This is a genomic window from Streptococcus sp. E17BB, from assembly GCF_041807725.1.
Taxonomy (GTDB): Bacteria; Bacillota; Bacilli; order Lactobacillales; family Streptococcaceae; genus Streptococcus; species Streptococcus entericus.
Map to the genome: position 1 here is coordinate 1 of NZ_JBGTZC010000048.1, position 12,640 is coordinate 12,640.

Consider the following 12,640-nt stretch of genomic DNA (forward strand, 5'->3'; position numbering starts at 1 on the left):
TCCATATGAGTCTTTCTAATGTGAATTTAGTCGCTTTTCATTATAGGTCATATGGGCTTTTTTCATACTCAAAAAGGCTCCATAATCTCCGAGGTGGATTTAACCACTACAAAAATTATAGAGCCAAAAATCTTTGGCAGGATTTTTGTTTTAAATAAATAAACTTTGCAGAATTGCTATTTCTTAAACATTTTTGTTTGTAGGAATATATTTTTATGTGAGCGAGAACATTTTAATAAGTGTTCTCGCTTTTATATTTCCAGGAGGACAATCATGCAAAAGAATGAACAGTCATCACGACAAATTGTGATGTGTCATCTCATGGCTATCATGGGAATCGATATTGAGAAAGCAAAGCGGATAGTTGCTGAAATGGAGGAGAAAGGACTCATTCAATTTGATGAGTTGGGAAATGTTGGTCTGTTAGTGTTGGAGGGACAATCATGAAACGTATTACCGCAAATCACTATCAAACGTCAGAGCGTTATTATAAGCTCCCTAAACTCTTATTTGAGAGCGAACGCTACAAGGATATGAAACTAGAAGTTAAGGTTGCTTATGCTGTTCTAAAAGATCGCTTGGAATTGTCACTAAGTAGAGGGTGGATAGATGAAGATGGGGCTATTTATTTAGTTTATTCCAACTCCAAGCTAATGGCTCTCCTTGGCTGTTCCAAGTCAAAATTACTGACGATTAAGAAAACCTTACGAGAGTATGGCTTGATTGATGAAGTCCAACAGTCTTCCAGTGAAAAAGGACGTTTGGCGAATAAAATTTACTTAGGGGAGTTGGAACATGAACCTACCCCAGTCTCAAATTCAGACGAGGGTGGTGTTAAAAAAATACTAGGGGGGTGTCAAAATCAGCCGGGGCCGGTCTTAACTTCAGCACTAGTGAGACTGATATGAGTGAAACTAAAGAGAGTGAGTCAGTCATTGAGGACGAGGAGGAGAAAGAAAGTCTAACAAATAAGAAAAGTGACAATGACAATTTTCAACGTAAAGTAGACCGAGTCACAAGATACGATAGAGATTACATTTGGGGCTTGGTACATGACCAGTTGAGACAAGTTGGTCTATCACAGGCTGCTAGTGATTATGCTATGATTTATTTTGATCATCGGTATCAGTACGCTTTAGAGAATATGAGGTTTGCGGATAGATCAGAAACGATAGCAGAATACGTCTTTAATGGTGTCTTATCCGAATGGACCAAGGTACAACGCTTGAAAGAACTAAAAGGGGGGAGTAAGATGTTTTTGTGGATATTATTAGGTATTTGGGGATTAGGAATGATTTGGTTCATTTTTGAACTTATCACTGCCCCAGAAATGGAAAATCATTGTTAAGCAAGGACGTTACGAAAGAAGTAAGGTCCTATTTATTTTTGTTAGAAAGGAATGAGAGACATGAAGTTTTTAGATTTGTTTGCAGGAATTGGAGGCTTTCGACAGGGGTTAACTCGTCAGGGTCATGAGTGTATTGGCTTTTGTGAGATTGACAAGTTTGCGAGGAAATCTTACAAGGCTATCTATGAGACCGAAGGAGAAATAGAATTTCATGATATTAGACAAGTCACAGATCAGGACTTTAGATAACTTAGAGGGCAAGTGGACATCATCTGTGGGGGATTCCCTTGCCAGGCATTTTCACTCGCAGGCAGACGATTGGGATTTGAGGATACTAGGGGAACTTTGTTCTTCGAGATTGCTCGAGCGGCCAAACAGATCCAACCACGTTTTTTATTCCTCGAAAATGTCAAGGGCTTACTCAGTTACGACAAGGGAGAGACATTTCGAACAATCCTCACTACATTGGATGAGTTGGGGTATGATGTCGAATGGCAGGTGCTTAACAGTAAAGATTTCCAAGTGCTGCAAAACCGTGAAAGAATTTTTATTATCGGACATTCTAGAAGATATCGTCCCCGATTCCTATTTCCTCTCAGAGGAGAAAACAGCTCAGCTGGTCTTGAACGATTAGGTAATGTCAATCCGTCAGGCAAAGGCATGAATGGGGAAGTCTATTTATCACGTGGGCTAGCACCAACCTTAACCAGAGGAAAAGGTGAAGGAACTAAAATTGCCATTCCAGTTTTAACCCCTGATAGGCTAGAAAAACGCCAACATGGGAGACGATTTAAGGGCAATCAAGACCCAATGTTCACCCTAACTGGTCAAGATCGACATGGGGTAGTTGTCGCAGGAACTCTGCCAACGTCTTTTATCCAAACTGGACGAGTCTATGACCTTTCAGGGCTTTCTCCAACGTTGACAACCATGCAGGGAGGGGATAAAGTTCCTAAGATTCTCTGTCGTGAAGAAGCGCCACATTTGAAAATTAGGGAAGCGACCAAACTAGGCTATGCCAAGGCAATAGTGGGAGATTCTGTCAACCTTGCTTACCCAGAGTCTACCAAACGTAGAGGTCGAGTGGGAAAGGGGATTTCAAATACTTTGACCACCTCTGACAATATGGGAGTGGTAGTTGCTGCTTTGGAATACCGTAAGGACAATCAGTCTGAGTCATAAAAAAATAAGTGATAAGAAATTATATGATGTCAATTTTTTTCAAGATTACTTTCAAAATAAGGAGGTCAGTGATTCAGAAGGATTAGAGAATTTGCAGGAGCAGTACCATGCTTTTCAAGAAGAACGAGATAAGGACAAGGTACCCACTGAAGAGATTGAGGAGGCCTTTGAGACATTTAAGGAAAAACGAGATGCCGTTCATGAATTTGAGGTGGAACTTTCAGAGCACCAAATAGAGAAGCTAGTTGATAAGGGCGTCTATATCAAGGTGTCTTTCGGTATAAAGCAGAGCGGTCTTATTTTCATTCCCAACTATCAATTAGATATTCTTGAAGAAGAGAATCAGACAAAATTTAAAGTCTATATCCGTGAGACAACCTCATATTTTGTCTATAACAAGGAACATTCGGATAAGAATCAGTATATTAAAGGGCGAACTTTGATTAGACAGCTAACCAACGATAGTCGAGTAATACCATACAGAAGACCGACTGTTGAAAGACTTCAAGAAAAGATTTCTGAGATTAACCTCTTGATTGAGTTAACAGAGACAGACAAAAGATACCAAGACGTTAAAGACGAACTGGTCGCAGAAATAGCAGAGCTAGATGTCAAACTAAATCAAACCAATGAAAAAATCGCCACCCTGAATAAGATGGCGGAAGCGCTTATCAACTTAAAGAGTGAAGAACCGAATAGTCGAAAATTAGCAAGGTATGATTTTTCAAAACTAAATTTGACAGAATCAATTACAGTAGAACAAGTAACCGAGGAAATAAGAGTGCTGCAAGAAGAACTAGGACATTATCTTGATGAGTACGAAGGATTAGCTAGGAAGTTGGAAACATTTGTGAAATTGCTAAATACTACTAAAAATGTTGAGGCTGAGTTATAAGAATTAACTCGTCTTTGACAGTTGAAATTTTCTGAAGGAGGCTTGATACACATGTTGAGCCAATACATAATATACAATAAAAAAACTGATTTTTAAGTGAAATCAGTTTTTTTATTATGCTAAAGTTAATATCAAATTTAAAATTGCATGGCATCTTATTGCTCAGAGATTTTTTATGTAAAAATACCTTCTATAATTATAGAAGGTATCGCTCTAGACTATGCTTTTAGATTAAGTTAAGTCAATCATGATTTATTTGAGGCACAAAAAAAGTATTCTTGAAGGCAAACAGGAATACTTACTTCCCTAACTGTAAATAAAAGCTTACTTTTATTTACGCTTATGCACATTTAGCATAACACACTTTTATTTTTTTGTCTATAATTTAGAATTAATTTTTAAAACCTTCTAAAGTCAACCATTTTGATACGGTTGTATGATTAGTTTTTAAAAGTGCTGCTGCTTTTCTTAAACTCACGTTCCCTTTTTTCCATTGTTTAGCAACTTGCCTGAAATTACTTGGAATTTTTTTAGCTGGGCGTCCAAATTTAACGCCTTTTTTCTTTGCCTCTAAAATACCTTCTTTCTGCCTCTGATGTGTATTTTCTCTTTCTACTTGAGCTACATAAGATAGTATTTGAAGAACTAAATCTGCAATAAATTTTCCAGTTAAATCATCTGCTCTAGATCGTGTGTCAAGTAAAGGAAAATCTAAAACAATTATGTCAACTTTAATGATTTTTGTTAATCGATTCCATTCTTTTAATATTTCATCATAGTTTCTCCCCAATCGATCAATAGATTTAATATATAATTCATCACCTTCTTTCAATTTCTGTAACATTTTTTGATAGTTTTCTCGATGAAATGTTTTCCCAGATATTTTATCTATAAATAGATTTTTTGTAATAATCCCAATAGCTAATAGTGGTGTTAACTGTCTTTCGATATTCTGATCTCTGGATGAGACTCTGATATATCCATATTTCATAATCATCCTCCCAATAAATATTAGTTTAACAATATTAGATATTACTTCCCTAACTGTAAATAAAAGTAAGCTTTTGCTGACAAATTTTACTAGAAAGAAGGTGGTCTCTGATTAACTGAAATTAAAATAATTTTTATTGTCTTAGTGCGATTGTTTACTATACTTACCTCTTTTATTACTGCAAAGTCTAGAGGTTTTATTATAGCGAAAAAATTCACTATTGTGTTACTGATTCTTGATAATCATCTATCAAGTTTTAGTCCGGATTCTAAATAGAAATGATAAGGAATAATATGGACAGAGTATCTAAGGAAAAAATCAGACATCTTAAAGCGGAACTTAAAAGAAGACGACTAGCCGAACCATTAGTAAAAAAACGTCACAAAATGTATAAATCTAAGGGACGTTGGTTGGTAGCGTCAATCCTATTTTTATCAATAGGTGCTGCAGGGGGAACAACAGTTACCCATGCGGAAGAGGTTCAAAATTCACAACCTAAAGTAGTTGAAGAAAATACAGGTTTAGGTGATCCCACTTCTGATGGTATACCAGATTTACAAAGTGAAAGTTTAACAGAAACATCACCAGCTCAAAAAGATGAATCTTTAAAGAGTACAATAGAAACTCCTGTAGAGAGTATGCCTAAAGGTGATTCAGTTGAAACTCCAGAATCTCGACAAAAAATAGTTGAATCTGCTTCGACAAATACAGAGGATTCTACAAGTGAAAAAACATCGTTAGATGAATCAGAGAAAAATGCTGAGAAAGAGAAGGGAGAACTAACTAAAGAAACGACAGCTGATGATAAAGGAACAAAAGAATCATCAGATAAAAAGGAAGTTGAGACTCCAAAAACTACATCTCCAGATGAAGAAAAGATTGAAAAAGAATTTAAAACTGGAATTGACAATGAAGAACCTTCTGTTCTGGTAGATAAATCAGAAGAAGTTGATGATTTGATTAGATCAAGCGCCATGCTCACTAGAAGCGCTCTAGATAATAGAGATGGTCTTAATAAAATTGATGTAAGTACAGCTGATGAGTTTGCGGAAGCCTTGATTAAGGGTGATTATGACACTATCAATATTACAAGTGACATTGATTTCTGGAGAGCAACAAAGTATAAAACAGGTAATGCGACAGTTTTCCGCACAGTTAAAAGTAGACCTGTTCAGATTTTAGGAAATAATCATAGAGTAAACCTAGCAGGCACATCTTGGGTAGTTTCTGCACATACAGCTATAAGAGATGCAAAAATCTGGGGAACAAGTTATTTTGGTATTTTTGGTGATTATAAACCTAATAATAGTACTGCTGTCTCATATGAGAATGTTGATTACACTGGTGCTCAGTTTGCTTACTACTATGCTGATCAAGTACTGTCAGGTAATAATACGATTACTATTGTAAAAAACTATGAGTATGGTGGTGAAATATATACTACTGAAGGACTTGGATATCACCAAGCTTTCGAGATGCTCGGAAAAGCAAACGTTATCTTTACAGAAGGTAGCAACACTACCATTAAAGCACAAAGTAACGAAGGAACCAATTACGGTATAGTTACTGGTGTTATATCATTAGCTCAGGGGAATCTGACGGTATCTGAGGGTGCTACTGTCAATGTCGAAAACCAAGACGGCGGTCGTGGTGGCATAAACTTTCATGGTCACGATCAAAAATTAATTGTTAAAAAAGATGCTAATTTATTTGTAAAACGAGGGTCTTCAAATACACCTTATGACTATGCTGCTTCTTCAAATATCTATTTTGAAACACGTGGTCAAATTTTTATCGGAGAAAATGCTAAGGTTGAATTAACCCAACCACAAACAGGAAATGTATGGCATTCAGCTGGGATTTGGTTCGAAGATGGTGAAACAAAGACTATCTTAGATAAAAATGCAAAACTAACAATCAACGGGGTTAAGACTTCTAAATCTGGCGATGCAGCTGAAGCTTATTTCTCTCGTGAAAAGAATACATTGGATATTGGCGAAGGTGCTACTGTCACTATGTCTGCATCAGACGGAGTTTTTGAAGTACGTTCAAAAGGTTCTGTTGTTAACGTACATAGAGGAGGGAAACTTGATGTATTAACAACAGGAAATGCATCAAAAAGTGTTAATAATGCAGCTATAAAGGTCAAGGATGGTTCCATTTATGTCTATGAAGGTGGTACATTAAATGCTCGAGTAGAGGGTGCTTCAGCTGATGCGAAAGGCAAACCCACATATGGTATCTACAATGATGGAGGAACTATAGTATTTGCGAAAGGCTCCAAGGGTGTTGTTTCGACAGATTCAAGCAAAGCTACAGCATATTACTCAGAGGGTACTGATGGTAAATTAATTGTGTTCCAGCCTGAAAGTGTAGTATTTGAAAATAAAAATGGTGTATTAGCTCCTTTTGAATCATATGGATTGACAATCTCCCTTGAAAAAGGGCGTGTCATTGTTGGGGATAAGACTTCAACTCCTGTTTCTAAAGCAGATGTCAAAGTATCTCAAAAAGGTAAAACAATTTTAATTCAGAATATTTCTCAAGCATCTGAAAGTGTTCCAGCTCTAAAAGGAGCAACAAAAGCACCAGAAGAAGTCTTTACCAGAATTCCTGTTAACAGTCGTGTAGAATTTAGGGCAGCTCTACCAGGAGAAGTCAGCATTTCAATCGATAATAAAGATAGTATTACAGATAAAACTGTTAAAATCACTGGTACAGCAACGCCAAATGCCTGGGTAACATTGACAGACCTCGAAGGAAATGTTTTGAGGAAAAATTTGCCTAATACCTATATTTTGGAAAATGCCTATATCCCAGACAATAGATATGTTACAAAGGCAGACGAGCGAGGTCAGTGGTCTATTGATTTAGTAAGTCCATTGAGTAACGATCAAGTGATTGTAGCCGAGGATTCTATTGGTTGGAAAGTTGCGAGAGATGTTGCATACGTACATAATACTCAAGTTCCTGAAGATATTGAGAGTATTAAACAAACAAAGGATGCAGCTCAAGACTTGTATACAAACGGTAAAGATGGACTAAGCTACAAAACTGATTTTAATAATCAAAAACTAGATATTGTTAAACATGCAGTAGAAGATGCATTAGCTGCAAAAGAAGAATATGATACAGCTGTTGAAAATGCTCTAAAATTAGCCAAAGAGTATCTAGCGAAAATGTCAGATGCAAGTGCTGCCAGAGAAGCTGGAAGTCTTGAAGGTGAAAAAGAATCAATTAGAGAAGCTAAAAAAGCTTTAGAAGATTATAAAAATGAATTAATCGAGCTAGAAGATAGCGCGAGAGACATCTCAAATAAATTGAAAGAGGCTAATGCTGCTTATAATGCAATGAAACCTGATGAATCAAGCATTAAAGCCAAAGCCAAAGCCGAAGCTGAAGAACTTGTTAAGAAAGCCGAGGAAGCAGGTAAAGCTGCCCAAGCGAAACAAGCCGAAGCAGAAAAAGCTCTTGACGAAGCTAATAAAGATGGTCTGATCACTCCAGCCGAGAAAGCAGCAATCGAAGAGGCTAACAAAGCAATCGAAGACGCTAATGCGGCTACTGAGAAAGCGAAAGGAGCTGCCCAAGCTGCCGTCAACGCTCTTCCAGACGAAGATAAAGGTGATCTTCCAGGCCGTCTTGAAGCCATCAAACCAGCTACAACTGTCCAAGTACCAAAAGTCAATGACGAAAATGGAAACGGTGTAGATGACGCTAAAGAAGCGGCTGATAAAGCCAAAGCCAAAAAACCTGGCTATAAAGATGTTATTGATTATGGAACTACATACATCAATCAAACAGGCTATAATACCCTCTATTCTTCAAGTGGTAAGCGATTAAGCCGTTCTGTCGAAAATGAATTACCACAGACAGGAAGTGAAGATTCTAGCACTTTAGATAGCATTGGGATCTTACTAGCAAGTCTGGGATTAACTGGATTAGTTGCTAGTCGTCGTAAAAAACGTGAGGAATAATTGCTAGTTACATTTGAAAATAAGTGTTACTAACAGGATTCAAGAGGAGGATATTGAAATCCTCCTTTTTCTTTTTGTGAGTATAATTTAATATCAAGAGGAGCTCAGAAATTTTTTAAGAAAAATAAGTGTAGAATGGGGAAATTTTTGATTATAAATTTAAAAATGATAAGGGAGTTAACACATGATAGTTTTATTATCACTGCTTATCACGATGATAATTATTGGAGCAGAGAAAATTTATGCAAAAATGAATTGTATTACTGATAACGATATAATATAGCTTTCCAGGCAAATAATTAATGAATTAGATGATTTTACTTCTGAGCTGAACAAGTTGGAAATTGGTGTATCAACAGTTGATACGATAACGGGCTCTTTAATTACTAAATTTAATCAGAAGATTACTGAAATGGAGAAAAAATTATATTATTTTAGAGATATTTCAAATGTTACGATGTCACAGCTTCCAGAGACTGAGGTTGAAATTCGTGAAAATTTACAAGAAAAAATGGATTCTTGTCATGCCATTTTTTCTACTATTTTAGTGAGACAAAATTATAACATATTTAGAAAATCTAATACAGATTCTATGGATATTACTATCTATGCTGAAGAATTAGTAAGTCTTGCTGAGTTTATATATATCTGTCATGCAATTCAGACTTTACCTATTTGATTTAGAAGAGGTATCTGAGGAAAATTTAATTGAGTTGAGTAAATTAAATAATGATTTAATTCATGCGAAATTTCTAGCAGAAAAAAGTATTAATTTTTTACCTTTAGGCTTAGATTATAATAATATGAAGCGTATTTTTCAAAAAAGGCTTGGTAAGCTTGAAATTAAATCGTTACTATTAAGAAAAGGGGAGGATGGTTGATGGATAAAGTTTTTGTCTGGATTTCTATTTTATCTGGTCTAATATTTTTAGAATTATTTATTTATGAATTTATCATAAGACGAAAAAGAAAAGTGAAATCATTTAGTTCTTTTAGAATCTTTGTAAATTGGCTTTTAATAATAACAATCTTTCTTAGTTTTATAGGGTATATTTTTATCTTAAGTTCTAGAAGCAATCAAGGTTCAAAAAGAGATGTTAATATGAATAATCTTACAAGCATAGTAAGTTCAAATAATAGGGACTCTAACTCTGTTCCCTCATCAAGTGTAATTGAGCAAGCAGAAGTTTCCACTGAATCCAGAAATAGCGAAATATCTTCTGAAGCTAGTCAGAGTGATTCACATTATCTAAATTCTGATACTTTTGTAACTGAAAAATTAGCAAGTACTGAAGAATATTGGGTGATTGAACCCCAAACTTCTACAGTTGTTACGTATACTTATACGGTTGCAGTAACTACTGAAATTGGAAGACATACTGAGATTATTGAAAGTGACGAATAGCTGTTTTTTAACTGATAATAGCTTTTACTGTAAATTTAATGATACCTACGAACCTTGTTCATTAAAATTCTTAGTTCAGAAAGCACTTAGGTCAGTAAGATCAAATTATTTTGGTTTTGCTGACCCATTTGTTTTTAATGGCTTTATGCTAATTCCTCATAAAATCTTCATTTCAAACAATAAAGTAATACAATTCTATTAGTTTAAAGGAATTGTTATGTACAGAAGACTGAGAGATTTGAGAGAAGATAACGATATCTCACAAGAAAAAATATCAAAATATTTATATTGCTCTCAGTCATCGTATTCTCGAATTGAGAGTGGAAAACAAGATATCCCAAGTAAGATGTTGATACAATTAGCTGATTTATATGATGTTTCAACAGATTACTTGCTAAACCGAACAAACCATAAAAAAATAATTTATACAAGTTTGGCTATTTAATACCGAAGAGCTAATAATAAATAAAAGATCGTTTTTAAACTTTAATAATTGGCTTGAACTACTATTTTAATTATTTACATTATAATAAAACTGATGTAGTTAAATAAGTGAGCTAATGGTGGTGTCATGATTGATAATAGTGCCATACCATCGGTTGTTTTCTTTGTTAAATTGATGTTATATAAAATGCGAGGTTGGAATTTTTTCTCAACCTCTTTTCAATTATTACATATATTTCATGTATATTATGGATAATGTTCTTTTATTCATTAAAATTAATCTAGAATAGAAGTGTAGAGTTATTTAGGGCTAATAAATTGAAATTTACAAAAAATTAAGTTTAAGTTTCTAAATAAATTTTCTTTATGTCCTTTGACAATTGAATAAACCAAGGTGGGACTTTCTTATTTGTCGAGCAATTTAGTGAGATACGCCGTGATAGGAGCGAAAATTATTAGCTATAAAATAGAGTGGTTCTCTATCTGCCATGACCACAAATAAGGACAATGATACTTCTGAACGTTCAGGCTGCCAACGTAAAAGGACAGCGGGTGAGATGCCCATGAGTGATTTAACCAATCATACCCACGGAGGAAGTAATTTTTTGATAGGAGTGGAGGTATGAAAACAGTAACATATAAAAACTTGATGAATATTGGTTTTCCGGAACATACGGCAAGAAATATCATTAGAGAAGCAAAAAGAATAGCAGTAAAAAAGTTTGAAGAAGCTCGCAAAGTTGACCATAATGCGGTACAATTAAGTAAATCGCCCTTTGACAATAGAAGACTTGGTATTGCTCCTAAAGATATTGTAGAAGAGCTAATCGGAATTTCACTCTCTGAAGAAAGTTTAGAAAGTGAGAATTAAAGATGGCTACAAAAAATCAAAAAAAGTACAAAGGTGTTTATTGTGATAAGAATGGTAAAATATTTTATCAAGCTGATCTTGGTGTTGACCCTGTAACAGGTAAACGAGTTCAAAAGAAAGCTAGAAAGAATCAGTATGGTAAACCATTTAGTACAATGAAAGAAGCGTATGATGAACTGGTCCGAATTAGGTATGAGTTTAATAATAATCTTAGTATTGAAAATTACAATATAACATTTGAAAGTTACATGAATAGCATTTATCTAAGAGCCTATAAGCAAAAGGTTCAGGCTGTAACTTATAAAACCGCATTGCCACATCACAAGTTATTTATTCAGTATTTTGGCTCCAAACCTTTAAAAGGGATAACAGCTAGAGATTGTGAATCTTTTAGATTACATATCATTGAACATTACTCTGAAAACTATGCGAAGAATTTATGGTCACGATTTAAGGCATGCATGGGTTATGCTGAGAGATTAGGATATATTTCATCAATGCCATGCAAGGCGTTAGATAATCCTAGAGGCAAGCACCCTGATACACCATTTTGGACTTATATTGAGTTTCAGAACTTTATTAAATCATTTGATTTACAAGATTACGAAGAGTTACAAAGATTCACAACTATTTGGTTATATTATATGACAGGTGTTCGTGTGAGTGAAGGTTTATCGTTATGGTGGGAAGATGTCGATTTTGAGCATAAATTCTTGAAGGTTCATACAACCTTGGAAAAGGATGAAAATGGAAATTGGTACCGCAAAGACCAAACCAAAACACCAGCTGGAGAACGCCTTATTGAATTAGATGATGTGACAATATCAGTATTGGAAAACTGGCGAAAAAATCAAGTTTCCAATCAAGATACAGATTACATCATTTCACGATTTGGTGAACCGTTTTGTAAATCAACAATCTGTCGAATTATCAAGAGAAAAGCTCAAGAAGTTGGAGTACCGGTGATAACAGGAAAAGGTTTGAGACATAGCCATGCTTCTTATCTCATAAATGTTTTGCAGAAAGATATTTTATATGTAGCAAGACGAATGGGACATGCTGATAAATCTACAACTTTGAATACATATAGTCACTGGTTTAATGCATTAGATAAAACAGTATCAGAAGAAATCACTCAAAATGTAATTAGTGCAGGACTAGATTCCATTTTATGCCAAAATTCCTGCCAAACTCTGAGTAAAGGCTAAAAAGCCTATTATATCACCAACAGAGTAACGTGTGTTATTGTTACTCTTAAATAATCGATATCAGATTGTTTAAGGCTGAAAGCCTAGTATTATAGCCTTTTCAATGAGTTAAGGCGATTAAAAAATGGAAAGTCACCCCACAATTTTTTGTGAGGGTGTCTTTTTGCAACATTTAGTCTAGTAGGGTAATAGTGTCTGAAAAGGCACCCCTTTTCTGTACAATTTTTATAAAGTGTTTTTGTTAAGCGATAACTCGCTTAACCATAGGTGTTTGGTAATCGAGACTACCGTGAATGCGATGATGGTTCCACCAGTGGAC

General features: G+C 35.0%; 10 protein-coding genes and 3 pseudogenes. 12 read left to right on the top strand and 1 reads right to left on the bottom strand.

Annotation, left to right across the window (positions count from 1 at the left end; all coding sequences use genetic code 11):
- Positions 1–273 precede the first annotated feature (273 nt).
- The 4 genes and pseudogenes from ACERC7_RS09620 to ACERC7_RS09635 all read left to right on the top strand — a co-directional run.
- Positions 274–447: a hypothetical protein gene (locus tag ACERC7_RS09620; protein ID WP_373666815.1), complete on the top strand. Its 174-nt coding sequence runs from the start codon at positions 274–276 to the stop codon at positions 445–447.
- A pseudogene (locus tag ACERC7_RS09625) lies at positions 444–1,246 on the top strand (replication initiator protein A); the annotation flags it as partial. The gene ACERC7_RS09620 and the pseudogene ACERC7_RS09625, both read left to right, overlap by 4 nt.
- Before the next feature lie 162 nt (positions 1,247–1,408).
- Positions 1,409–2,524, top strand: a pseudogene (locus ACERC7_RS09630) (DNA cytosine methyltransferase); the annotation flags it as partial.
- Positions 2,508–3,425 (top strand): annotated as a pseudogene (locus ACERC7_RS09635) (helical hairpin domain-containing protein); the annotation flags it as partial. The pseudogenes ACERC7_RS09630 and ACERC7_RS09635, both read left to right, overlap by 17 nt.
- A 391-nt stretch (positions 3,426–3,816) precedes the next feature.
- Here ACERC7_RS09635 and ACERC7_RS09640 read toward each other — a convergent pair.
- Complete coding sequence (locus ACERC7_RS09640) at positions 3,817–4,416, bottom strand: recombinase family protein (protein ID WP_373666816.1); 600 nt, start codon at positions 4,414–4,416, stop codon at positions 3,817–3,819.
- A 293-nt stretch (positions 4,417–4,709) separates the two neighbouring features.
- On the opposite strand from ACERC7_RS09640, the gene ACERC7_RS09645 reads away from it, so the two are divergent.
- The 8 genes from ACERC7_RS09645 (at position 4,710) to ACERC7_RS09680 (ending at position 12,321) form a co-directional block, all read left to right on the top strand.
- Entirely contained in the window at positions 4,710–8,393 is a 3,684-nt protein-coding gene (locus ACERC7_RS09645) for a pectate lyase-like adhesive domain-containing protein (RefSeq protein ID WP_373666817.1), read from the top strand.
- A gap of 337 nt (positions 8,394–8,730) precedes the next feature.
- Positions 8,731–9,072 carry a hypothetical protein gene (locus ACERC7_RS09650; RefSeq protein ID WP_373666818.1) on the top strand — a complete coding sequence of 114 codons (342 nt, stop codon included), beginning with the start codon at positions 8,731–8,733 and terminating at the stop codon, positions 9,070–9,072.
- Positions 9,047–9,274, top strand: coding sequence for a hypothetical protein (locus ACERC7_RS09655; protein ID WP_373666819.1), 228 nt, complete (start codon positions 9,047–9,049; stop codon positions 9,272–9,274). The genes ACERC7_RS09650 and ACERC7_RS09655 overlap by 26 nt, the downstream gene beginning before the upstream one ends.
- The gene (locus tag ACERC7_RS09660; RefSeq protein ID WP_373666820.1) at positions 9,274–9,798 is read left to right on the top strand and encodes a hypothetical protein; all 525 of its coding nucleotides are present in this window, start codon (positions 9,274–9,276) and stop codon (positions 9,796–9,798) included. Before ACERC7_RS09655 ends, ACERC7_RS09660 begins: the two co-directional genes overlap by 1 nt.
- Positions 9,799–10,015: 217 nt before the next feature.
- Positions 10,016–10,243, top strand: a complete 228-nt coding sequence (locus ACERC7_RS09665) for a helix-turn-helix domain-containing protein (protein ID WP_373666821.1) — start codon at positions 10,016–10,018, stop codon at positions 10,241–10,243.
- 487 nt (positions 10,244–10,730) lie between these two features.
- Positions 10,731–10,868: a hypothetical protein gene (locus ACERC7_RS09670; protein ID WP_373666822.1), complete on the top strand. Its 138-nt coding sequence runs from the start codon at positions 10,731–10,733 to the stop codon at positions 10,866–10,868.
- On the top strand, positions 10,865–11,113 hold the full coding sequence (locus ACERC7_RS09675) for a DUF3173 family protein (RefSeq protein ID WP_002921272.1): 249 nt from the start codon (positions 10,865–10,867) through the stop codon (positions 11,111–11,113). Before ACERC7_RS09670 ends, ACERC7_RS09675 begins: the two co-directional genes overlap by 4 nt.
- A gap of 2 nt (positions 11,114–11,115) precedes the next feature.
- Complete coding sequence (locus ACERC7_RS09680) at positions 11,116–12,321, top strand: tyrosine-type recombinase/integrase (RefSeq protein WP_373666823.1); 1,206 nt, start codon at positions 11,116–11,118, stop codon at positions 12,319–12,321.
- Positions 12,322–12,640 lie beyond the last annotated feature (319 nt).

Excerpts from the sequence above, each read along its gene's own strand:
- ACERC7_RS09620 (WP_373666815.1), top strand. The coding sequence starts at position 274 with ATGCAAAAGAATGAACAGTCATCACGACAAATTGTGATGTGTCATCTC.
- ACERC7_RS09640 (WP_373666816.1), bottom strand. The coding sequence starts at position 4,416 with ATGAAATATGGATATATCAGAGTCTCATCCAGAGATCAGAATATCGAA.
- ACERC7_RS09645 (WP_373666817.1), top strand. The coding sequence starts at position 4,710 with ATGGACAGAGTATCTAAGGAAAAAATCAGACATCTTAAAGCGGAACTT.
- ACERC7_RS09655 (WP_373666819.1), top strand. The coding sequence starts at position 9,047 with ATGCAATTCAGACTTTACCTATTTGATTTAGAAGAGGTATCTGAGGAA.
- ACERC7_RS09660 (WP_373666820.1), top strand. The coding sequence starts at position 9,274 with ATGGATAAAGTTTTTGTCTGGATTTCTATTTTATCTGGTCTAATATTT.
- ACERC7_RS09665 (WP_373666821.1), top strand. The coding sequence starts at position 10,016 with ATGTACAGAAGACTGAGAGATTTGAGAGAAGATAACGATATCTCACAA.
- ACERC7_RS09670 (WP_373666822.1), top strand. The coding sequence starts at position 10,731 with ATGACCACAAATAAGGACAATGATACTTCTGAACGTTCAGGCTGCCAA.
- ACERC7_RS09675 (WP_002921272.1), top strand. The coding sequence starts at position 10,865 with ATGAAAACAGTAACATATAAAAACTTGATGAATATTGGTTTTCCGGAA.
- ACERC7_RS09680 (WP_373666823.1), top strand. The coding sequence starts at position 11,116 with ATGGCTACAAAAAATCAAAAAAAGTACAAAGGTGTTTATTGTGATAAG.